The sequence below is a fragment of the Streptococcus sp. AS14 genome (assembly GCF_000286495.1).
GTDB classification, from domain to species: domain Bacteria; phylum Bacillota; class Bacilli; order Lactobacillales; family Streptococcaceae; genus Streptococcus; species Streptococcus sanguinis_P.
Window position 1 is genome coordinate 1 of sequence record NZ_ALKI01000018.1, and the last position, 22,896, is coordinate 22,896.

Annotated in this window: 24 protein-coding genes and 1 tRNA gene; 21 read left to right on the plus strand and 4 right to left on the minus strand. The window is 41.2% G+C overall.

Translation table 11 applies throughout. The features are described from left to right. Window positions 1–248 precede the first annotated feature (248 nt). The 13 genes from uvrC (at window position 249) to HMPREF1150_RS0111330 (ending at window position 14,395) form a co-directional block, all read left to right on the plus strand. Window positions 249–2,078: an excinuclease ABC subunit UvrC gene (uvrC, locus tag HMPREF1150_RS02010; RefSeq protein ID WP_009660386.1), complete on the plus strand. Its 1,830-nt coding sequence runs from the start codon at window positions 249–251 to the stop codon at window positions 2,076–2,078. A gap of 153 nt (window positions 2,079–2,231) precedes the next feature. Further along, window positions 2,232–2,777, plus strand: coding sequence for a hypothetical protein (locus HMPREF1150_RS02005; protein WP_009660462.1), 546 nt, complete (start codon window positions 2,232–2,234; stop codon window positions 2,775–2,777). A gap of 197 nt (window positions 2,778–2,974) precedes the next feature. After that, window positions 2,975–3,580, plus strand: coding sequence for a nitroreductase family protein (locus HMPREF1150_RS02000; RefSeq protein WP_009660278.1), 606 nt, complete (start codon window positions 2,975–2,977; stop codon window positions 3,578–3,580). Between the two features lie 69 nt (window positions 3,581–3,649). Next, the gene (gene pepV, locus HMPREF1150_RS01995) at window positions 3,650–5,056 is read left to right on the plus strand and encodes a dipeptidase PepV (protein ID WP_009660331.1); all 1,407 of its coding nucleotides are present in this window, start codon (window positions 3,650–3,652) and stop codon (window positions 5,054–5,056) included. Between the two features lie 54 nt (window positions 5,057–5,110). After that, window positions 5,111–5,695, plus strand: coding sequence for a uracil-DNA glycosylase family protein (locus tag HMPREF1150_RS01990; RefSeq protein ID WP_009660471.1), 585 nt, complete (start codon window positions 5,111–5,113; stop codon window positions 5,693–5,695). 10 nt (window positions 5,696–5,705) lie between these two features. Then, a complete protein-coding gene (locus tag HMPREF1150_RS01985; protein ID WP_009660430.1) occupies window positions 5,706–6,194 on the plus strand; it encodes a prolyl-tRNA synthetase associated domain-containing protein in 489 nt (162 codons plus the stop codon). A gap of 275 nt (window positions 6,195–6,469) precedes the next feature. Next, window positions 6,470–7,432 carry a zinc-binding alcohol dehydrogenase family protein gene (locus HMPREF1150_RS01980; RefSeq protein ID WP_009660345.1) on the plus strand — a complete coding sequence of 321 codons (963 nt, stop codon included), beginning with the start codon at window positions 6,470–6,472 and terminating at the stop codon, window positions 7,430–7,432. Continuing rightward, window positions 7,425–7,739, plus strand: a complete 315-nt coding sequence (locus HMPREF1150_RS01975; protein WP_083842683.1) for a rhodanese-like domain-containing protein — start codon at window positions 7,425–7,427, stop codon at window positions 7,737–7,739. Before HMPREF1150_RS01980 ends, HMPREF1150_RS01975 begins: the two co-directional genes overlap by 8 nt. Before the next feature lie 98 nt (window positions 7,740–7,837). Further along, entirely contained in the window at window positions 7,838–8,887 is a 1,050-nt protein-coding gene (locus HMPREF1150_RS01970) for a DUF6574 domain-containing protein (RefSeq protein WP_009660531.1), read from the plus strand. Window positions 8,888–8,902: 15 nt separating this feature from the next. After that, window positions 8,903–10,636 carry a hypothetical protein gene (locus HMPREF1150_RS01965; RefSeq protein ID WP_009660320.1) on the plus strand — a complete coding sequence of 578 codons (1,734 nt, stop codon included), beginning with the start codon at window positions 8,903–8,905 and terminating at the stop codon, window positions 10,634–10,636. Between the two features lie 10 nt (window positions 10,637–10,646). Further along, window positions 10,647–11,435 carry an LD-carboxypeptidase LdcB/DacB gene (gene ldcB, locus HMPREF1150_RS01960; RefSeq protein ID WP_032905784.1) on the plus strand — a complete coding sequence of 263 codons (789 nt, stop codon included), beginning with the start codon at window positions 10,647–10,649 and terminating at the stop codon, window positions 11,433–11,435. Window positions 11,436–11,464: 29 nt separating this feature from the next. Then, a complete protein-coding gene (locus HMPREF1150_RS01955) occupies window positions 11,465–11,755 on the plus strand; it encodes a cupin domain-containing protein (protein ID WP_002895366.1) in 291 nt (96 codons plus the stop codon). A gap of 702 nt (window positions 11,756–12,457) precedes the next feature. Then, window positions 12,458–14,395 carry a hypothetical protein gene (locus HMPREF1150_RS0111330; protein ID WP_009660367.1) on the plus strand — a complete coding sequence of 646 codons (1,938 nt, stop codon included), beginning with the start codon at window positions 12,458–12,460 and terminating at the stop codon, window positions 14,393–14,395. A gap of 216 nt (window positions 14,396–14,611) precedes the next feature. On the opposite strand, the gene HMPREF1150_RS01950 is transcribed toward HMPREF1150_RS0111330, so the two are convergent. Next, on the minus strand, window positions 14,612–14,854 hold the full coding sequence (locus HMPREF1150_RS01950) for a type B 50S ribosomal protein L31 (protein WP_002895374.1): 243 nt from the start codon (window positions 14,852–14,854) through the stop codon (window positions 14,612–14,614). A gap of 107 nt (window positions 14,855–14,961) precedes the next feature. Then, window positions 14,962–15,897 carry a bifunctional oligoribonuclease/PAP phosphatase NrnA gene (locus HMPREF1150_RS01945; protein WP_009660461.1) on the minus strand — a complete coding sequence of 312 codons (936 nt, stop codon included), beginning with the start codon at window positions 15,895–15,897 and terminating at the stop codon, window positions 14,962–14,964. 105 nt (window positions 15,898–16,002) lie between these two features. On the opposite strand from HMPREF1150_RS01945, the gene HMPREF1150_RS01940 reads away from it, so the two are divergent. From HMPREF1150_RS01940 to HMPREF1150_RS01905, 8 genes are all read left to right on the plus strand, one after another. Beyond that, the gene (locus tag HMPREF1150_RS01940; RefSeq protein ID WP_009660326.1) at window positions 16,003–16,443 is read left to right on the plus strand and encodes a flavodoxin; all 441 of its coding nucleotides are present in this window, start codon (window positions 16,003–16,005) and stop codon (window positions 16,441–16,443) included. A gap of 124 nt (window positions 16,444–16,567) precedes the next feature. After that, window positions 16,568–17,950, plus strand: a complete 1,383-nt coding sequence (gene sufB, locus HMPREF1150_RS01935; RefSeq protein ID WP_009660429.1) for a Fe-S cluster assembly protein SufB — start codon at window positions 16,568–16,570, stop codon at window positions 17,948–17,950. A 273-nt stretch (window positions 17,951–18,223) separates the two neighbouring features. Then, the gene (locus HMPREF1150_RS01930) at window positions 18,224–18,487 is read left to right on the plus strand and encodes a chorismate mutase (protein ID WP_002933578.1); all 264 of its coding nucleotides are present in this window, start codon (window positions 18,224–18,226) and stop codon (window positions 18,485–18,487) included. Continuing rightward, window positions 18,487–18,861: a fluoride efflux transporter CrcB gene (gene crcB, locus HMPREF1150_RS01925; RefSeq protein ID WP_009660343.1), complete on the plus strand. Its 375-nt coding sequence runs from the start codon at window positions 18,487–18,489 to the stop codon at window positions 18,859–18,861. The genes HMPREF1150_RS01930 and crcB (HMPREF1150_RS01925) overlap by 1 nt, the downstream gene beginning before the upstream one ends. After that, window positions 18,858–19,184 carry a fluoride efflux transporter CrcB gene (crcB, locus tag HMPREF1150_RS01920; protein ID WP_009660274.1) on the plus strand — a complete coding sequence of 109 codons (327 nt, stop codon included), beginning with the start codon at window positions 18,858–18,860 and terminating at the stop codon, window positions 19,182–19,184. Before crcB (HMPREF1150_RS01925) ends, crcB (HMPREF1150_RS01920) begins: the two co-directional genes overlap by 4 nt. 118 nt (window positions 19,185–19,302) lie before the next feature. After that, the gene (gene rplS / locus HMPREF1150_RS01915) at window positions 19,303–19,650 is read left to right on the plus strand and encodes a 50S ribosomal protein L19 (protein WP_009660455.1); all 348 of its coding nucleotides are present in this window, start codon (window positions 19,303–19,305) and stop codon (window positions 19,648–19,650) included. 40 nt (window positions 19,651–19,690) lie between these two features. Next, a tRNA-Arg gene (locus HMPREF1150_RS01910) sits at window positions 19,691–19,762 on the plus strand. Window positions 19,763–19,812: 50 nt separating this feature from the next. After that, on the plus strand, window positions 19,813–20,529 hold the full coding sequence (locus HMPREF1150_RS01905; protein ID WP_009660404.1) for an alpha/beta hydrolase: 717 nt from the start codon (window positions 19,813–19,815) through the stop codon (window positions 20,527–20,529). Between the two features lie 143 nt (window positions 20,530–20,672). Here the strand turns inward: HMPREF1150_RS01905 and HMPREF1150_RS01900 are convergent, their stop codons facing one another. Beyond that, the gene (locus HMPREF1150_RS01900; protein WP_009660273.1) at window positions 20,673–21,200 is read right to left on the minus strand and encodes a hypothetical protein; all 528 of its coding nucleotides are present in this window, start codon (window positions 21,198–21,200) and stop codon (window positions 20,673–20,675) included. A 148-nt stretch (window positions 21,201–21,348) separates the two neighbouring features. Next, a complete protein-coding gene (mnmE, locus tag HMPREF1150_RS01895; protein WP_009660380.1) occupies window positions 21,349–22,722 on the minus strand; it encodes a tRNA uridine-5-carboxymethylaminomethyl(34) synthesis GTPase MnmE in 1,374 nt (457 codons plus the stop codon). Window positions 22,723–22,896 lie beyond the last annotated feature (174 nt).

A 22,896-nucleotide genomic window follows, 5' to 3' on the forward strand; every position in this document is an offset into this window, starting at 1 on the left:
ATTTTATTTCTGTTTATTTAATCAAAGCCTATTAAAATGGCTGTGCAATCGCTTGCTTGATTTTTACTTAGAAAACGCTTTATTATGAAGAGAATCATGTTTCTTTTGAAATAGATTTTTGGTACTTGAAAGAAGATTTAAAAACAGGTTATAGATCATCATTACCTATGGAAGGAATCAAACTTATGATTTTCTAATAATCTAGTGTCTACTTGTTGAATGCTTCCCTTTTCTGCTATAATAGACCTATGAACAAGCTAATCCAATCAAAGCTGGAACTGCTGCCGACCAGTCCCGGCTGTTACATTCACAAAGACAAAAATGGTACCATTATCTATGTCGGCAAAGCTAAGAATCTTCGCAATCGGGTCCGTTCTTATTTCCGTGGCAGTCATGATACCAAGACGGAGGCTCTGGTTTCTGAGATTGAGGATTTTGAGTTTATTGTCACCGAGTCCAATATTGAGGCTTTGCTTCTGGAAATCAATCTAATCAAGGAAAACCAGCCCAAGTACAATATCATGCTCAAGGACGATAAGTCCTATCCTTTTATTAAGATTACCAATGAGACCTATCCGCGCCTGATTATCACGCGCCAAGTCAAAAAGGACGGCGGACTTTATTTTGGTCCTTACCCCGATGTTGGTGCGGCCAATGAAATCAAGCGTCTCTTAGATCGGCTCTTTCCTTTTCGTAAGTGTACCAATCCGCCTGAAAAGGTCTGCTTTTACTACCATCTGGGACAGTGCAAGGCCCACACTATTTGTCAGGTAGACAGCCAGTATTTCAAAGAGCTGGCTCAGGAGGTCGCGGCTTTTCTCAAAGGACAAGATGACCAGATTATTGAGGATTTACGGGGGAAAATGGCTGGCGCTGCGCAAGCTATGGAGTTTGAAAAAGCAGCTGAGTACCGCGACTTGATTCAGTCCATTGGCACGCTGCGAACCAAGCAGCGGGTTATGGCTAAGGATTTACAGAATCGGGATGTCTTTGGTTACTATGTAGATAAGGGCTGGATGTGTGTACAGGTCTTCTTTGTCCGCCAGGGTAAGCTAATCGAGCGTGATGTCAACCTTTTTCCCTATTACAATGATCCTGATGAGGATTTTTTGACCTATGTTGGCCAGTTCTATCAGGAAAAATCCCACCTCAAGCCCAATGAAATTTTGATTCCGGCAGATATTGACGAAGAAGCTGTCCAAGCCATGGTGGATACCAAGGTGCTTAAGCCCCAGCGAGGCGAGAAGAAGCAGTTGGTCAATCTCGCTATCAAAAACGCCCGAGTCAGTCTCCAGCAGAAATTCGACCTTTTGGAGAAATCTATTGAAAAGACCCAAGGTGCTATTGAGAATCTAGGGCAGCTCCTTAACATTCCGACACCTGTTCGTATTGAGTCTTTTGATAACTCCAACATCATGGGGACCAGTCCTGTATCGGCTATGGTGGTCTTTGTCAATGGTAAACCAAGCAAGAAGGATTATCGCAAATATAAGATCAAGACTGTCGTAGGACCTGATGACTACGCCAGTATGCGTGAGGTCATCAAGCGGCGCTATAGTCGGGTGATTCGGGATGGACTGACTCCGCCTGATCTGATTGTCATTGACGGTGGACAGGGCCAGGTCAATGTCGCTAAAGAAGTGATTCAGGAGCAGTTGGGATTGGATATTCCCATCGCTGGACTGCAAAAAAATGACAAGCACCAGACTCATGAATTGCTCTTTGGTGACCCTCTTCAGGTTGTAGAATTATCTCGCAATTCGCAGGAGTTTTTCCTACTCCAGCGTATCCAAGATGAGGTCCACCGCTTTGCAATTACCTTCCACCGCCAGCTCCGGTCTAAGAATTCCTTCTCATCGCAGCTAGATGGCATTGAAGGTTTGGGACCAAAACGCAAGCAGAATCTTATGAAACACTTCAAATCTCTAACCAAGATTAAAGAAGCCAGTGTCGACCAAATCGTCGAAGTCGGCGTACCACGAGCAGTGGCAGAGGCAGTGCGGGAGAAGTTGAATCCAGTAGACCAGCAGAAAACATCCTTGTCAGAAGTAGCAGAGCCACAGGTGGATTTAGAATAGACAAATCTCATATGAGGACTGTGTATGCAGAATTTCTTTAATAATTAGGAAAAAATTAACAGAAATGGATGGACTATTATAATGCCTATAATGTTTGACAATAAAATAATTTTATATTATAATATGTCTATTCTTTATTAATAGGAGACAGTAATGAGAAAAATTATTACAGCTAGTGTAGCGCTTTTATCAGTTATAACTTTAGCAGCATGTTCTGGAAAAACAACATCAGATTCTTCTGAAAAAGCTTCAAGTTCTGTAGAAAAAACATCTACTTCAAAGAGTAAATCAAGTAGCTCTGAAACTTCATCAAAAACAGCTAGTTCAGATGCAGAAATCCCAGAAATTGTTCTTTTGACAGATGAAGAAATCGACAATGCTAAAACAATTGGTGACATGAAAGCCCTCTTTAGTAAGTTGATTGATAATTATAAAAAGTACATTGATGAAATTGGGAGCAAAGTACCAGAGGCTGGGAAAGAAGCATACAATCAACAAGTAGAACCAGCAATTCAGTCTATGGAAACTTCAAGAGAGACATTTAATGAAACCCTTTCAAGTGTTGGTTCAGATGATACAGAAGTTCCAGAACAAAATCGTGCTTTATTTGCTCAGCAATTGAAAACAGGACGTGATGCCATGAAGAAGGCGATTGAGGGCGCTTATAAAGCTCTTGCTCCACTTACGTCAGCTCAGTAATATCTACAAAGTAGGTGACTATCACCTACTTTTTTTATTCCTAAAATTTAAAATCAATCGAAGAAAGAGTATTTGAGAGAAAGCCTAAAATATTCATAACAGTTACGGTGTAAAGTTTCTCCCAGTGAAAAAACTCCTGCAAACTCTTACAAAATATGATAAAATGAAGCTAGTATATTAAGAAAAGGATGCGACTTATGAAATTTCTAGAACTCAATAAAAAGCGTCATGCGACCAAACATTTCAACGACAAACCTGTGGATCCAAAGGATGTTCGCACAGCCATTGAAATTGCAACTTTGGCACCCAGTGCTCACAATAGCCAGCCATGGAAGTTCGTTGTAGTGCGGGAGCGGAATCAGGCTCTAGCAGAGACAGCTTTTGGTGGAAATGTGGACCAGATTAAGGAAGCGCCAGTGACCATTGCCCTCTTTACTGATACTGATTTGACCAAGCGGGCTCGCAAGATTGCACGTGTTGCTGGAGTTAAGAATTTCTCTGATGAGCAGCTCCAATTCTATATGCAAAATCTGCCAGCTGAGTTTGCTCGCTATAGTGAACAGCAAAAGAGCGATTATTTATCTCTCAATGCTGGTCTGGTGGCCATGAATCTTGTTCTGGCTCTGACTGACCAAGGTATCGGCTCTAACATCATCTTAGGTTTCGATAAATCTAAGGTTAATGAGGTTTTGGAAATTGATGAGCGTTTTCGTCCGGAACTCTTAATTACGGTTGGTTATACTAATGAAAAACTAGAACCTAGTTATCGTTTGCCAGTTGATGAAATCATCGAGAAACGTTGATATAAACGTATTTACGATTTAATTCATAATAGAAATGATTTAAATCGAATTATAGATTGAGGTGAAATAATGACAATTGATTTTAAAGCAGAAGTTGAAAAACGAAGAGAAGATCTCTTAGCTGACTTGTTCAGTCTTTTAGAAATCAACTCAGAGCGGGACGATTCCAAGGCAGACAAGGAACATCCTTTTGGACCTGGTCCTGTTCAAGCTCTGCATAAGTTTTTAGAAATTGCTGAACGCGATGGTTATGAAACGAAGAATGTGGACAATTATGCTGGTCACTTTACTTTTGGTGAGGGTACGGAAGAACTTGGGATTTTTGCCCACATGGATGTAGTCCCTGCCGGGAGTGGCTGGAATACAGATCCTTACAAACCTGAAATTATTGATGGTAAGCTTTATGCGCGTGGTTCGTCTGATGATAAAGGTCCAACTATGGCTTGTTACTATGGTTTGAAAATCATCAAAGACTTGGGCTTGCCAGTATCTAAGCGCGTGCGCTTTGTGGTGGGGACAGACGAGGAATCCGGTTGGCAAGACATGGACTATTATTTCAAGCATGTTGGTTTGCCTGAGCCAGACTTTGGTTTCTCACCAGATGCGGAATTTCCAATCATTAATGGTGAAAAAGGGAATATCACAGAATATCTCCACTTTGGTAACAGTAATGATGGCAGCTTTAAACTCAAGAGCTTCACTGGAGGACTTCGTGAGAATATGGTGCCAGAATCAGCGACAGCCATTTTTACAGCGCCAATTTATGCAGCGGAATTGGATGTCAAATTACAAGACTTTGCTGCTGCCCACAAGGTTTCAGCTAGTCTGAAAGAAAATGGCGACGCTCTTGAAGTGACAGTCATTGGGAAATCAGCTCATGGTTCTACACCAGAGGACGGTATCAACGGAGCAACCTATTTAGCTCTCTTCCTTAACCAATTTGACTTTGGTGGTGACGCCAAAGCTTATCTGGAAGTTGCAGCTCAAGTTCTGCACGAGGACTTTGCAGGTGAGAAGTTAGGAATTGCTTATACAGATGCTAAAATGGGTGCTCTCAGCATGAATGCTGGTGTTTTCCATTTTGACAGTGCCAAGGCTGACAATACCATTGCTCTGAACATCCGTTACCCTCAGGGTATTGATCCGAAAACAATTCAGGCCGGTCTTGAAAAAGTTACTGGTGTTGTGTCTGTGAGCTTGTCTGAACACGGACACACTCCACACTATGTTCCAGCAGATGATGAATTGGTAGCAACTCTTTTGAGTGTTTATGAAAAACAAACAGGTCTCAAAGGGCATGAGCAAGTCATTGGTGGTGGAACCTTTGGCCGTCTTTTGAAGCGCGGTGTGGCTTTTGGGGCTATGTTCCCAGACTATGTCAACACTATGCACCAAGCCAATGAATTTACAGATGTAGAAGACCTTTTCCGTGCTGCGGCCATTTACGCGGAGGCTATCTACGAGCTAATCAAATAAAAAAAGAAGAACTCGTTTGGCCTTGCTGGATGAGTTTCTTTGCAAGGAGTTGTCATGCAAACAATAGAGGATATTGCCAAAGCCATCATGACCGATCCAGAAAATCAAGAATTTACGGAGCAGGGAATCAAGCCACTTTTTGCGGCACCAAAAAATGCTCGGATTAACATTATTGGTCAAGCGCCGGGGCTGAAAACTCAGCAGGCAGGGCTTTACTGGAAGGACAAGAGTGGTGACCGGCTGAGAGAATGGCTGGGTGTCGATGAAGAGATTTTTTATCATTCTGGCTATTTTGCGGTTTTGCCCATGGATTTTTATTTTCCGGGGCATGGGAAGTCTGGAGATTTACCACCTCGTAAGGGCTTTGCCGAAAAGTGGCATCAGCCGATTTTAGAGCTTTTGCCAGATATTGAGCTGACCATTTTGATTGGTCAGTATGCACAGAAATACTATCTGCATCAAACAGGAAATATCAAGCTGACCGAGACGGTTCAGCATTATCAAGATTACCTGCCTGACTTTTTTCCTTTGGTTCACCCATCGCCCCGCAACCAAATCTGGATGGCTAAAAATCCTTGGTTTGCAGAGCAGGTTGTGCCAGACTTGCAAAAATTGGTGAAAAATATCATGGAGAAATGAGGTAAGAAGCATGGATGCATATCAACAAGTAGCTAACAAGTTGCAAGAGTTGGGGATCACCTTTGATGTGGTGGAGCACCCTCCTGCATTTACGACAGAGCAGGCAGATAGGTATATTGAAGGCATGGAAGGTGTTCGGACCAAGTCCATGTTCTTGACCAATAAGAAGAAAACTCAGTATTATCTTCTAATTATGGATGACAAGAAGAGTCTGGACATGGATTTGTTTAAAGAGCTGGTTTCAGCCAACCGTATTCGCATGGCTTCAGCAGATTCTCTCTTTGAAAAAATGCAGCTGCCACCAGGAACTGTATCACCTTTTGGTCTGCTTAACAATGAGGAGAAGGACATCCATGTTTATTTCGATAAAGAGATCATCGACGAAGAACGCATGACTTTTCATCCTAATACCAATGAAAAGACCATCTTTGTCTCTACAACAGATTTGTTTAAATTCTTGCAAGATTTAGGTTATTCTTACCAAGTTCTTGAGCTTTAACTAACTGTTTTGCTGTGATAGAGGAGCAATATCTAGCTGCTCTTTCGGGTGGTCGAACCTAGCGAATTGGTATCACTCGTTTTCTAGAGTCTTGTCCCTCTATCCTGAACTTGGATGAAGGACGTATTCAACAACTTGTTTCCTATCAGGAGATTCTCCAACAGCCGGCTGATGGATTTTGTAAAAGAACTATTAGAACTTGCAGGAGTAGCTGACTGATTTTTTGATAAGTCTAAGCTTAGAATGCTAAACTTTGTAGAAAGCGAGGTGATTCTATGGAAACGATGAAAGCTATAGTCATTTACGAAGCGGGTGGCCCAGAAAAGCTTCTGCTGGAAGAAAGACCGATTCCAGAACTTCAAGAAGGCTGGACCTTGGTCAAGGTCAGAGGGTTTGGGATTAACCGATCGGAGATTTTTACTCGTGAGGGTTTATCGCCTAGTGTCACTTTCCCTCGGATTTTAGGCATTGAGTGTGTTGGCCAAGTTGCCGAGACGACTCGAGCAGATTTAAAGATTGGCCAGAAAGTGGTTTCCATCATGGGAGAAATGGGGCGAGCTTTTGACGGTTCTTATGCTGAGTATGTCCTTCTGCCGAACGATCAAATTTATACAGTTGAGACCAATCTGACCTGGACTGAGCTGGCAGCAGTGCCAGAAACCTATTATACTGCTCTAGGCTCCATGAAAAATCTGCGCATTGAGCCCAATGACAAGATTTTGGTTCGGGCTGCCACTAGCGGTGTCGGTTTGGCCTTCGCTCGTCTGGTCAAGGCACAGTTTCCAGACACACATATCGTGGGCTCGGTCAATAGCGGTTCTAAACAATTTCTGCTCAAACACCAAGCCTACGACGATATTATCATAGACCAGGATGGCCGACTGGAAACAGAGGATAAGTTTGATAAAATCCTTGAGTTGGTTGGTCCAGCAACTGTCAAGGATTCTTTTGACCATATCGCTGAGGGGGGGATTATCTGTGTGACCGGACTCTTGGGAGGTCAGTGGGAGCTGGATGATTTCAACCCAATTGAAGAAATTAAAAACAACAGTTTTCTGACAAGTTTTCACTCTGCTCATGTGAGCCAAGACTTGATGGATGAATTATTTGACTATATTGACCGCTATCAGGTCAATGTTACACCAAGGCGTGTCTTCTCCCTAGAGCAAGTGCCTAAAGCTCATGCTTTTATAGAGGGGACGGCAGGTTTTGGAAAAATTGTGATTATGAATGAATAGGAGAAAAATGATGCAAAAAATTAGTGCGAAAGATTTATATGACAAATTGCAGGCAGAAGAACTGCAGTTGATTGATGTTCGCGAGGTGGACGAATTCACAGCTGGACATGTCTCTGGGGCTCAGAATCTGCCTCTCAGCACCCTGCCTGAAAATTATGGAAAATTAGATAAACAAATCCCCTACCATATCATCTGTCAAAAAGGCGGACGCTCAGCTCGTGCCTGCGAATTTTTGGAAGCTAAGGGTTACCAAGTAACCAATGTCGAAGGAGGAGTGGAAGCTTTTCCTGCTAAATTGACGATATGACAAGCGATTAAGAAGAGCAAATGCCGGAATAGATTGAATTTCCGGCCCTTTTTTTGTATACTATAGTAGTATAATAATTTATAGATAGGAGATCTTTTATGTCAAAACAAGATTGGCTTGAATATTTTGAGGCCGTTAATGGACGCTCGGCTACAGAGGAAGAAATTGCCCAAGCATTGGCTGCCGGGGAATTTGTTGAAGCTGAACAGGTAAGTGCGGAGCAAGCCTCTAGTGAAGCTAGTCCGGCTTCATCAAGCTTTGAACAGCCGCAAAATTTCCAACAGCCTTTTGCTCAGCAGACTTCTCAACAATATCAAGAAGTTCCTCAGCAACAAGCAAATTCAAATCAATTTGCTAATCAGGGACAAGCTTATCAGCAACAAGGATTTCAGCAAGCGAACCCCTTTGCTGGACAGCCTCAGTCTTTTGGTCCGCAAGCTTATCAGAACAACCCGCAGCAAGGACAGTTCAATTCACAAGTACCTCAACAAGGACCACAGGCTTATTACAGTCAGCAACCTCCTCAACCCAGCGAGTTTTCTAAAACAATGAAAGGTTTCTGGGCTTGGCTTGTTTCAGCTTGGAAATCACCGACATCTGAAGTTGAGAGCAGTAAGGTGAATGGCTACCTATCTCTAGGTTTGACAGTGTTCTTTTTTGCTATTGTCGCAAATTCCAACGTTTACAGTATCATCAATATGTTTAGGGTATACAGTCTTAGTTTGTATGATGTTGTTCCGTCTCTTAATTTCAAAGTCTTTTTTGTTTCCCTGATAGCAGCGGCTCTCTTCCTTTTTTCTATTATTTTAGGTGGTTTTGTTGTGAAGCGTTTGGTCTATCAGGATGGAAGTTTTACCTTTAATAAGGCTTTTGATTGGTACGGCCGACTGTATGCTATAGTTCTTCCGTTTATTGCTATTTCAGCTCTATTTGCTCTACTAGGAGTCATTCAATTGTCCCTTTTATTCACATGGATTGGAATTTTGTTAATTGGAGTTGGAGCGACCTTTGCTTTGATTTATTCCAAGACAAACAACTCTATGGATCCTTTTTATAAATATCTATTGGCCATTATTATCAATGGTGTGATTACAATTATCTTCTCTTTCATCGCTTTTTCTCTACTAGCTAGTATCGCAATGATGTAATCTTGGAGGAGATTTATGGCAACAAAAGAAAAATGGGTTGATCTCTTTGAAAAAGTAATTGGTCGAAAACCAACTGCAAGTGAGTTCCAAGCTGGCAAACAATCTAACTTTGATCCAAAAAAGATTAAGGAGATTGCAGGCGAAGTAGAGGAAGCAACCACAGAAACTTCGTCAGTAGAAAATACTACTGATGAAGCTTCTGAGAATCAAGATATTGTTCAGGAGACACCTTCTGAAGATTCTGTCACAGAAGAATCGGTTCAACCATCTTCCCACCAAGATGATAAGCAAAGCTCATTTGAATCTAGCCAATATGAAGAGCTTCGTAAGAATTGGCTGCAAGCTTTTGAAAATAATATTGGTCGAAAACCTACCAAAGAAGAATTTGCAGAAGCTAAGAGTCAAGGATTCTCTAACTTGCCTATTCGGTCTGAACTGCTCGACTCGCAATTACCACAGAAACCGGTAAAAAAGGCTAAAAAGAGAATATCAAAGAAGCAAGCAATCATGATTGGGGCTCCAACCCTTTTAGTTGCCGCTTTGATTGGGGCTTTCTTCTATCTAAACTCTATAACTGGAGTTAAAGTGGTCACAGACCATTTTGCAAAAGCCGTCTCTAGTAAAGACTTCGATGAAGTGGCAAGTCTTCTTTCTACTCAATCCGATAAGTGGACGCGTGCTGAAGCAAGAGCATTGGTTGAGCACCTAGAGAGCCAAAAAATCAATCTCGAAACTGAGCTAGATAACATTGTTGAGTCAAATGGCAAATCTGCTTATATTGATGACAATAATAATAAGATTTTAGGTGTTACTGAAAAGAGTAAGAAATTTGGTATTTTCCAGGAATATCAAATGGTTTCCTATCCAGTCAAAGTTAAAGTCAATACAAATTTGGATAATGCTACCATTAAACCTGGTGAGAAAAAAACTATTACTCTTAAGAAAAATACAGACACTGAATTGGGTGAATATCACTTTATCAAACAAGACTTTACTCTCAAAGGTAAGACGGATGTTGGAGATGTAGAAAGTAAGGTTCAGCTTGATTTAGCCACGGCTAAGGATAATGAAATCAAACTGGATCTCAAGTCTGAAAAGAAACAGCTAAAAATTACGATGCCTTCTGAAACTTCAAAAGCAACAGATATTAAAATCGTTGTTAATGGTAAAGAAAGTGGTAGCAGTTTGACCCCTGAGTTGCAGCTTGTTCCTTATCAAGAGCTTGAAATTTATGCCAAGTTTACTATCTTTGATACTACCTTTACTACCAATAAAGAGACAGTGATTGTGGAAGATGATACCACGAATGTGAAATTATCGCTTCCTAAGGAAGTGGTTTCTAAAATTAGAGAAAAGAACGAAGAAGCGAAAAAGGTTGAGGCTCAAAAGGCAAAAGTCTCTACTTTCCTTAATGACTACCGCAGTGCTGTTTTTAGCTCTGTTTCTAACAGGAGCAACAACTATTCTCAATACTACGATACCTCTAGTGCAGTATATCGAGAAATGGTTGAGTGGACCACTGGTGGTGGTGTTAAGAAAGCGAAAATTAACTATTATGAGCCAGGAGCTTTGGATATCCGCGAAATCAAGGAAGAAAATGGTTCCTATATCGTGACAACATATGAGGACTATACGGTCCACTATACCGATAACACTCCAAATAGTGTAAATCGTAAAAATAAGACTTATTACTTGAAACCTAGCGGGGATTCTTTTGTAATCTATAATCTTGAAGTTTCAGAAGGTTGATATTATGACAATGAAATACAGTAAACTAATTTTTCTTGCGGCATCTGTTCTTGTTCTAGGCGCGTGTTCGTCTGGTAAAGACACTACTGGAGATAGCTCTGATAAACAAGCGGCTAGCTCAACTAGTACAGTTAAGAAACAAGATGCGGAAAAAGATAAAAACTCTAGCCAAGATACGGCAACATCTTCAGATAGCACTGATACTAAAAAGGAGCAAAATCACGAGGCCAAAACTCTTGATCAAAATGTTTCCTATAACGGTAGCTACTACAGTGTCAAAGGGAAATATGATGAGATTCTTCTTGTCAACAAACACTACCCTTTGTCTCCTTCCTATAACCCAGGTGAGAATGCGACTGCTAAAGCAGAATTGCTCAAACTGATTGCAGACATGCAGGCACAAGGCTATGCAATTAGCGACCAATACAGTGGTTTCCGTAGCTATGATACTCAGACAGAACTCTATCAAAATTATGTCAATCAGGATGGTAAGGCAGCTGCAGACCGCTATTCAGCTCGGCCAGGCTACAGCGAGCACCAGACTGGTTTGGCATTTGACTTGATTGACAAGAATGGTAATCTCGTACAAGAAGCTGGAGCAAGTCAGTGGCTTTTAGACAACGCCTATAAATACGGTTTTATCGTTCGCTATCTAGAGGGTAAGGAAGGTTCAACTGGCTATATGCCTGAAAGCTGGCATCTGCGCTATATTGGTCAAGAAGCCAAGGAAATTGTTCAATCAGGCAAATCTTTAGAAGAATATTTCGGCATTACTGGTGGAGGCTATGAAGATCAGTAGTCACATCATCCATTAGAAGGAGGAAGAAAATGAAATTTTTTGTTACCAATCCCAATAATGATTTTGCAGAAACACCTGTGCAAGAAGAAGGCAGAATCATCCATCATCTTCATCTTGCCAAAGGAAAAGAAGTACCAGAGCACAGTGCTGATGCACTGGTAACGGTTGTTTGTTTGTCGGGAGATGTAAGCTTTTCCGCTGGAGAACAAACCGTGCGGCTAGTGGCAGGTTCCTTTTTGACGATGGAGCCCAATGAGCCACACAGCTTGGTCGGGGAGGAAGATAGCCACCTCTTAGTTATCAAACAACTAAAATATTAATAAATTCAAAATACTAGAAGCTGGAATAAATGCTTCTAGTATTTTTTACTACTTTTTAACACTTATTCATTTCTGTAAATAAAAACCCATAAGAAAGGGATTCATAAACAGATTCTTTGATTCTTAAAACAAACTTAAGATAAGCTTAAAAAAGGCTTAAGATAAGCTTAAAATAAACTTAAATAAAAAATCGAAATGAGAGGGTGAGAAGTTTTTATAAATAAACAATAAAAATAATTTACACTATGTAAACCAAATTATAAACATTTTTCTATTGTTTTAGTTCATTAAAAATAAGATTTTATAGATATTTAAAGCTAAAAAATAGAAAAATAAACAAAAAGACGAACTATAAAAAATTACCCATAAAAATAATTTACACCTTGTTAACTAAAATGCTTGCATTCAAAAATTTCTTGTGCTATAATTCGTCTTGAGGGTGAGATATGCATAAAAAAGTATTTTCAAGCATATTGACTTCTTTGTTTCTAAATCAAATGTTATAAAAACATTTATGTGCAACCTTTAATCAGGTGGATTCACTAACTAGTGATTCGTTTTTTTGCGTTTGATAATGATGGAGTAGTCAACTGTCGGCTGACAGTATTTTCGTGAAATTCTTTTTTATGAAGTTGTGCACAAAAAATAAATTCCCCCCACAAAAAATAAAGTGATGTTGGTCACTTTGGAGGTTTAATTAATATGAACAATCGTTTCAGACTCTTATCAAGATCTGTTGTAGCGGCTGCGGCTATTATTCCAGCAATTGCTGTTGCGAATAATGCTCAGGCTCAAGATTATGGCTATAACTACTATCAACCAGGTTATAATTACTGGAATAGTGGTTACAACAATTATAACTATGGTTATAACAACTATAATTACCGTAACAACCGCAACTACCGTTACAACAATTACAACTATGGTTACAATAATTATAACTATGGTTACAATAACTACAATTATGGCTATAATAACTATAACTATGGTTACAATGGCTATAATTATGACTATGGTTATAATAACTATTATCCAGGCTATAACAACTGGAATTATAACTATAGCAACAACTACGGATATAATGGTTGGAATAACTACAACAATCTAGCAAATGATGAGAACTATATTTACTGGAATGGTAACCATTACTACCGTATGACAGATGGTTCTTACCGTATCTATCGTGATGGTGAGTGGAAGCCACTGACAAATACTAACAATAACAGCACATCCAATAACAATCTGGAAAACGATCCACATTATCGTTATGAAAATGGTTATCATTACTATGTATTGGATAATGGCGACTATTACTACTATCAAAATGGTAAGTGGGTATTTGTTAAGGATTCTACTGATAACGCAACTAATCCAACAACTCCAAGTCAGCCGGAAGAACCAAAACCAGAAGTTCCAACTCCGACTCCAGCGGAACCAGAACAACCAACGCCAGCTCCTACTGATAAACCAGATGAGCCTACTACACCAGCAGAACCAAAACCAGAGGTACCAAGTGTTGATTTGCCAGAAAATCCTCCAATTAACGGTGCAGAAGGTGATCTCAATCCATTTGCTCCGAAACCAGAGCAACCAGCAGAACCAAAACCAGAAACTCCAACAACACCTGCTGTACCAGAGACTCCTGGCTTGGTAACAACTGATAAACCAAGTGAAGATCAAATCCCGCCATATGTTGAAAAACCAGCAGAAGGTCTGGAACATTTGACATGGGCACCGAATGGACGAGCTCCAAAAATTATCTACCCAACTGGAAAACCAGGTGACAAGGCTCTTGAGTCAGATCCTAACTATTACTTTGATGGTTCTACCCATTATTACCGTATACCATCTGACTCAGAAGCGAATGGCTACTCTCCATATTGGAAATGGTTTGGTGACAAATGGAAACTTCAAGGTATGACTGATCCAAACGATCCAGCTCTTGATCCTAAACTTCACGAAAACACTGCAGATGATGAATACATGTACAGTGATAAAGACTCTAGCGTGAAATTGTACTCAACTAACCTAGTGACAACTGCTAAAGCAGGTCAACCGCTGCCATTCAAGAACGTTGAAGAGTTCAAAAACTACGTTATCGAAAAGATGAATCCTAAGTTCCTTGATAACGCAGGATGGGATGCTAAGGTTGAGTGGGAAATCGAAGATCCAGAAATCTTTGAGAAAACCAAAGAAGACCCATATGCTAAGGATTATGTCTTGATTGCAAACCTTAAGAGTGGTGTTGAGGACAAGAAATACAGTGATGTAGAATTTGGTTATGTTAAGTTTGTTTACCGTGTTGAAGCAACAAACGATACAAACTATGACTATGTTTCAAAAGCTAAAGAAGCTTTCGCTAAAATCAATGAAGAGCGTAAAGCTCAAGGCTTGAAAGAGTTGACTTGGTCAGAAGACATTTATCAAAATCAAGCACTTCCAAAAGTAAATGAAATCTCACGTCAATACGATAGCTCAGGCTTTGTTGGACGTCGTGATGAAGATCCATCTGTTGTCGTTAAGAAATGGGCTAACAGCGGTCTGAGAGAATTGCTTCTTGATCCTAACGTAACTGAAGGTGCAGTAGCGACAGTTGTAGACGGAAACGGTGTTTACTACTGGGCTTACAGCTATAAATAATAAGAATAAGGAATTTTATTCTTAAACATCTGTGTTCTTAATCTTTGGTTGCATATAAACCACACTCCAAAAGTTAGATTTTAATCGTCTGACTTTTGGAGTTTTTTTGTTGAATTAACTAGGAAGCAAAAGTGGCGGTTGTGCACAGATTTTAAAGTTCAAAAAAGGCGAAAAGAAATTTTTGAGTACAAAAAAAGCACCGATTGGTGCTTATGATTATTTGAGACCGTATTTTTTGTTGAAACGATCCACACGTCCATCTGCTTGAGTGAACTTTTGACGTCCAGTGTAGAATGGGTGTGAGTCTGATGAAATTTCTACACGGATCAATGGGTAAGTTTCCCCTTCGAATTCAACTGTTTCGTTTGAACGCTTAGTTGAACCACTAAGGAACTGGTAGCCGGTAGAAGTGTCCATGAAGACAACTGGGCGGTATTCTGGATGAATATCTTTTCTCATTTTACAAAAATTTCCTTTCTGCCATGGTCTCTTTGCGAGCCATAGATTAGTTACTTTGATAGTTTATCAAATTCTGATTGATTTGACAAGACTTTTAGACTAATTTCTTACTTTTTTGCCAATTCTTTCATCTCGGTGTAGATTTGCTCTATTTCTTCTTTAGAAAATGCATTGGCTCCGCTGGCTAGTGGATGTCCTCCGCCATGATGATTTTTAGCAATACCGTTGATAGGAATAACCTTGCTGCGCATGCGGACACGGTAGTGACCATCTGGCTGCTCAACAAAGATAGCCCACAGACCGACTTCTTCAATTCGTCCAGGTGCCCCGACGATGGCTGCTGTATCAGCATCGGTCAGTTGATAGGCTTGTAAAACTTCCTGAGGCAGAATGACCCGCGCAGTCCCATTTTTATCTATTTCCAACTGCTCATAGACATAGCCCTGCAGTTTAGCTACTTGTCGGCTGATAGAGTCCATTTTGCGAGACAAGGTTGATAAGTCGAAATCGTACTGGCGAAGCTTGGCAGCTACTTCGAATGTGCGGGCGCTCGTAGAAGGATAAAGGAAGCGGCCGGTGTCGCCAATGATACCAGCATAGAGGAGTTCTGCAGCTTCCTTGCTCAAGTCTAAGTTATTTTCAAAGGCAAAGAGAGCAATCATCTCACTGGCACTGCTAGAGCTTGTATCAACTAGAGAAATATCTCCGTAAACCTCATCATCAGGATGATGGTCGATTTTGATGAGGGAGTCGCCTGTCGTGTAGCGTTGGTCGTCAATGCGGGCTGTATTAGCAGTGTCACAGACGATGACTAGGGCCTCTTGGTATTCTTCGTCTGCAACTTGGTTCATTTGCGCCAACCACATGAGATTAGGCTCATCGTAGCCTGGCGCTTTGATTGTTTTTTCTGGGAAATGGTACTGAAGCAGCTTTTGTAGTCCGACCTGACTGCCAAGAGCATCAGGATCTGGCCGCATATGGCGGTGGATGATAATAGTATCGTATTCTTTGATCTTACTTAAAATATCATGATAAAGAGTCATAAATAACCTCGTCAACTTTCTTTACCCATTGTAGCATAAGAGTTTTTATTTTTAAAATAAAAAAGATATGATATAATGAGAGCAGATTAGAATTTGGAGGAAACTATGACCTTAGCGAAAATTGTATTTGCCAGCATGACTGGAAACACCGAGGAAATTGCTGATATTGTGGCGGATAAGCTAAGAGACCTGGATGTAGAAGTTGAAGTGGACGAGTGCACCACTGTCGATGCAGAAGATTTCTTGGAAGCAGATATTGCGATTGTGGCGACCTATACCTATGGTGATGGTGAGCTGCCTGATGAGATGATGGACTTCTACGAAGACTTGTCTGGTTTGGATTTGTCTGACAAGGTCTACGGAGTGGTCGGGTCGGGCGATACTTTCTATGACGAATTCTGCAAGGCTGTCGATGACTTTGATTCTGTCTTTGCTGCTACAGGAGCGGTGAAGGGTGCAGAAAGCGTTAAAGTAGACCTATCTGCAGAAGATGATGATATTGCGCGCTTAGAAGCTTTTGCAGAAGGCTTGGTTAGTAAAGTTTAAAGTGATAAATAGAGGAAACGGCTGCGGCCGTTTTTTTTGTGCGAAAGTGTTATTTTCTGACAATTCTCATGATTAGGAGTATAATGTAAGTAAGCGCTATCCATCAGATAAAGGAGGAGTCCCTATGAAAGAACGCGACTATGCCTTTGGCTTTCATGACGATGTCAAGCCGCTCTTTTCGACTGGTAAAGGCCTGACAGAAGAAGTGGTTCGAGAAATTTCAGAAATCAAGAATGAGCCCCAGTGGATGCTGGACTATCGTCTGCGATCCTTGGAACTCTTTCATAAGCTGCCTATGCCCGACTTTGGCCCTGATTTGTCAGGGATTCGCTTTGATGATGTTATCTACTATCAGAAGCTAAGCGGAGATCGGGCTCGCAGTTGGGATGAAGTCCCAGAAGAGATTAAGAAAACCTTTGACCGCTTGGGAATTCCAGAAGCCGAGAAGAGCTTTCTATCTGGAGCTGTGGCTCAGTATGAATCTGAAGTGGTTTACCACAATATGAAGGAAGAGTTTGCCAAGCTGGGGATTATCTTCACTGACACGGATACGGCTGTTCAGGAATATCCGGACTTGGTCAAGCAGTATTTTGGTACTGTGATTTCAAATGCTGAGCATAAATTTTCTGCGCTTAATAGTGCAGTTTGGTCCGGCGGCACCTTTATCTATGTGCCAAAGAACGTTCAGTGTCAAGTTCCTGTTCAGACCTATTTTCGAATCAATGGTGAAAATGCCGGCCAGTTTGAGCGCTCCTTGATGATTATCGAGGAGGGTGGCTCTATCCAGTATATCGAGGGCTGTACAGCACCGACTTACACAAGCAATAGTCTTCATGCGGCAAATGTCGAAATCATTGTCAAAAAGGATGCCTTTTTCCGCTATACAACCATTCAAAACTGGTCGGACAATGTCTATAACCTCGTAACCGAGCGGGGGATTGTTGAGGAGGGTGGCACCTTAGAGTGGATTGATGGGAACTTAGGCAGTAAGGTCAATATGAAATATCCTTGTAGCATTCTTAATGGCCGCAATGCAAGGACTTCTGTCCTCTCTATGTCATTTGCAAATTATGGCCAGCACTTGGATGCGGGTTGTAAGGTATTTCATAATGCACCCAAGACTTCCAGTACCTTAATTTCTAAATCAGTGGCTAAGGATGGTGGAAAGACAGACTATCGTGGTCAGGTCCGCTTTGGCAAGAATAGTGCAGGCTCCAAATCTCATATCGAGTGTGATACCATTCTGATGGATGGTGAGTCCAGTTCTGACACCATTCCTTTTAATGAAATCCATAATTCCAATGTTGCGCTAGAGCATGAAGCCAAGGTTTCCAAAGTATCTGAGGACCAGCTCTATTATCTGATGAGCCGAGGAATCAGCGAAGAAGAAGCCACAGCTATGATTATCAATGGATTTATGGAACCTATTACCAAAGAACTTCCAATGGAATACGCCGTCGAACTCAACCAACTCATCAACATGAGTATGGAAGGATCGGTTGGTTAAAAAGGTCCAGTGGACCTTTTTAATCTGCTGATGAGAACTCGCGAAAGAGAGTTCCCTTTAATAAGGCCCGGGGGACTGTTTTAGGTTGCGGATAATCACTCGGTTAAGCGAGTGCTCTTTAATAAGGTTTGGGGAACCTTTTTAATCTGTAGATAGGGGCTCGCCTTTGCAATTCCTCCTTAATCCGAGGTCCTTGAGACCTTTTTATTTAGAATTGAACTAGAAAATTTTACTATTTTTTGTTATGATAGATAGAATACAAGGAGGAAGTAGATGACGTTAGAAGAAATCAGACAGGAAATTGATCAAGTGGATGATGCGATTGTTGCCTTACTAGAGCAACGCATGAATCTGGTTGGCCAAGTCGTGGCTTTAAAAAAATTAACGGGCACAGCAGTCTTGGATAGCAAGAGAGAAGATGTGATTTTTGCCAGAGTTGCGGATAAGGTTGAAAACAAAGACTACAAGGAAACTGTTATTGCGACTTTTTCTGACATTTTAAAACGTTCACGTGAATTTCAGAATAAAAATATCTAATGAAAGAAGTACAGAACTCGATAGCTGTGGCTTTATCTGCAATGGCAGGCGGTTGGCTACGTTACCAAGTAGCGCTCTTATCAGTTTTTGCTGATTCATTTCCGCTGGCTACCTTATTGGTCAATTATTTGGGAACTTTTTTGCTAGTCTATATTATCAAGGGGTATCTTAGCAGTAAAGTTAAGTCTCAGCGCCTAATTCTAGCGCTTTCGACCGGTTTTTGCGGAGGTTTGACGACTTTTTCTGGTCTTCTGCTAGACAGTATCAAACTAGCAGATTCAGGACGCTATATGGAGCTTCTTATCTATCTAGTCTTAAGTGTAGGTGGTGGCCTTGCAATCGCTCTATGGGCTGGAAAGCAGGTGAAGCCATGATGTGGGCGATGTTAATCTGCTGCGGCGCTGGCGCTCTTTTGCGTTATGTTTTCTCCAAGGTCAATAGCAGAACATCTCTGCCGCTTGGGACTTTATTGGCAAACTTGCTAGGTGCTTTTCTCATTGGTTATTTTTATAATCATATAGAAGACAAGCAGCTTTATGTGATTTTGGCAACAGGCTTCTGTGGTGGTCTGACGACCTTTTCCACCTTGAATGATGAGCTGGCAGATCTCTTTTCGGAGCGAAAGAAATTTGTTCTCTACTTGGCTTTGACCTATATTCTTGGATTTTTAGCCATTCTTTTGGGAATTTTCATTTAAACATCTTTACATTTTTAGAAATTTTGATATAATATAGTTTGTGCCTAATGGAAGCACAAAAAACGGCTAATCCGCTGCGGTCATGAACCTTAAGATTAGTAAGATAGGAGTAGAAAAAATGAATCCATTAATCCAAAGCTTGACTGAAGGTCAACTTCGTACTGACATCCCTGCATTCCGTCCTGGTGACACTGTCCGCGTTCACGCAAAAGTTGTCGAAGGAACTCGCGAACGTATCCAGATCTTTGAAGGTGTGGTTATCGCTCGTAAAGGTGCGGGTATCTCAGAAACTTACACCGTTCGTAAAATCTCTAACGGTATCGGTGTTGAACGTACTTTCCCAATCCACACTCCACGTGTTGACAAGATTGAAGTCGTTCGTTACGGTAAAGTCCGTCGTGCTAAATTGTACTACCTTCGTGCATTGCAAGGTAAGGCAGCGCGTATCAAAGAAATTCGCCGTTAATCTTAGAAAGACTCTGTCGTTGGGCAGAGTTTTTCTCTAAGTCCCCTTAGTTCAATGGATATAACAACTCCCTCCTAAGGAGTAGTTGCTGGTTCGATTCCGGCAGGGGACATTCTAAAAGCCTGACTAAGGCTTTTTTCAATACTCTCAGGAGGAAAAGAGATGGCTTATTACTTTATTGGTGGTCTGGGATGCAATGTTTATTACCCACAAGACTTTTTAACAGCTCTAGAGCTCCCTATTGTATATCTGGATTTATATTGTCAAGAAATTCGCCAAGAAGCAGACTTGGAAGAGTGGTTTGCTCTGCAAGTTGATTTGACTCAAGAAATGACTCTGATTGCACATTCTCTAGGTGCTGATTTCGCGGTCTATCTAGCTTCTGTCTTTCCTTCTGTTAAGAAATTAATTCTGCTGGATGGTGGCTACTTAAACCTAGACAAAATATGTAATCTGGAAGAAGAGATAGCAGATGCTCTTGCCTATTTGGAGAAAACTTCCTATAGCAGTATTGAGGAAGCTGTTTCTTTGGAGCGAGACGAGGCAAAACATTGGTCAGAGAATTGTTCTAAAGCTGTCAAAGTCAATCTTGTCTTTAATAAAAAGGCTCAGGTATGGAAGTTGGAAATTTCTCAGCAAATTGTGAAGAACTTGCTGACGCTGAGAGGACTTATGTACGGACGTTTATCTAAACTTAGCGACCGCCAAATCCATTTATTTATTCCTCAGAAAACCGAATCGGATCCGAGTTGGAAAGTTCAGGCTTTACAAGGATTGCCTGCTTATGTTCAGCTGGCAGAGGTTAAAGATTGTGGACACAATATCTATGGAGACAATCCTTTGGGGCTGGCTAAGATGGTAAGGTCTGTTTTAGATTGAGAGTTATAATACTCTTTTTTATTTAAAACGATAATTAATGACTTTAAAGAATGAAACATTGCATTTGAAAAGAGACCTAAATTTTAGGTCTCTTGTTCTCTATTTCCCAAAGCAAAATTGGTTAGGTATGCTTTATTTTTACTCTAGTTGTTTGATGATTTGGCTTTTTCTATAATCGCGTCAATATCAGCAGTTCCAGAAACTCCAAATTTTGCATAGACGTCATTAACTGGACCAGGATCAACATCAATGCTATTGATATTTCTACCCTCTGATGTGATAGACATATATTGTCCATCGGTTCTAATCATTACCCAAAGGCCTTGCGAAGCGAATAGATAGCCATCATCTTTCTTCACGACTTTACCGATTTCAGGAAAAGTGATAAAAGCACCTTCGGAAGTAATAGAAACTTCCTTGCCATCTACTATAGTAGAGCTTGAGCTGCTGTTAGTGCTTGGAATGCTGCTGGAGTCAGAAGATGAACTGGATGAGGAAGAGCTATCAGATTTACTAGATGATTTAGAACTGACCTTACTGCTAGAGGATGATTTTCTGGAAGTTTTAGTCTTATCACTCGATTGAGCTGGCTTCTTTGATTGAGATTGGGCACAAGCAGCCAAACTTAATAGACTAGCTGCTAGTAAGAATACTTGAAAGGTTTTTTTCATGGAGAATCTCCTTTTTGATATGATAGAATCATTTTATATGAATTTGAAGATCTTAGCAATAGTTTTAATTAGAGTGCAATGGAACTTGATGGAATGAGGAACAGTAGTTCAAGTATAAGTTTGGAAATGACAGGTATTTATCGTTTCTCTATTTCCCCAAGCAAAATTGGCTGAAGAGTTGGGTGATAAGCTCGTCTGGTGCGGCGTCACCAGTGATTTCGCCGAGGATTTCCCAGGTGCGGGTCATATCGACTTGGAGAAGATCTACCGGCATACCCATTTCCAAGCCTTGGTTGACGGCTTGCAGACTTTCTAGGGCTTTTTCAATCAAGGAGATATGGCGGGCGTTGGACAGGTAGGTGGCGTCTTGTTCAACGATACCAGCATTTTCAAAGAAGAGTTGATTGATGCGTTCTTCAATTTTATCGATATTTTGATTGTGAAGGACAGAAATCTTGATGACATCAGTTGGCAGCAGGTCCAGCTCAATCTTTTCTTCAAGGTCAGTCTTGTTAAGCAGGACGATGCGATTACTGTCCTGGCTGATTTCCAGCAATTGTCTGTCTTGGTCTGTCAGAGGCTCGCTGGCATTGAGAACTAAGAGGACCAAGTCGGCTTCATGCAGGGCTTTTTTAGAGCGCTCAACTCCAATCTGTTCTACAAGGTCATCGGTTTCTCGAATTCCTGCAGTATCGATGAGCTTGAGCGGCACGCCCTTGATATTGACATACTCCTCGATCACATCACGGGTCGTCCCCTCAATATCAGTCACAATGGCCTTGTCCTCGCGCAGGAGATTGTTGAGCAGGCTGGACTTGCCAACATTAGGCCGGCCGATGATAGCAGTGGAAATACCTTCGCGTAAAATCTTACCTCGTCGTGCAGTATTGAGGAGATTACTCAGCAGAGTCTCGAATTCAGCTGTTTTTTCTCGCATAAGCTGGGTCGTCATCTCTTCCACGTCATCGTATTCAGGATAGTCAATATTGACCTCGACCTGAGCCAGTGTGTTGAGGATTTCCTGACGAGTATTGTTGATAAGGTTGGAGAGGGAGCCATCTAGCTGCTTGACAGCGTTATTCATAGCTTTATCAGTTTTGGCGCGGATGATGTCCATGACAGCCTCAGCCTGAGTCAAATCCACGCGCCCATTGAGAAAGGCCCGCTTGGTAAACTCACCAGGTTCAGCCATTCTAGCGCCCTCGCGGATAGCCAACTGCAGGATTTCATTCGTGACCGCAATCCCGCCGTGGGTGTTAATCTCAATGATATCCTCGCGCGTGAAGGTCTTGGGAGAGCGCATAGCACCAACCATGACCTCGTCCAAAATTTCCTGATTTTGAGGGTCAACGATATGGCCATAGTTGAGTGTGTGACTTTCTACTTTGCTTAGATTTTTCCCTTTGAAGATCTTTTGGGCAATAGCAAAGCTGTCAGTCCCGCTTAGTCTGACGATACCGATGGCTCCTTCGCCAAGAGGTGTAGAAATCGCAGCGATTGTATCAAATTCTCTGGTAATCATACTGTATTTTTCCTTGTGTTTTAAAATCAATTAATCTAATTGTAACGCAAAAATCAAGGAGGAGCAAGGCTTTCGATTATCAAGCAGAGTAAATGAATTTTAAGTCTGGTAAAGAAAACACTTTCATGTTAGTGAGAATCATGATATAATAAAAGTAGTGTGATTTGAGGAGGT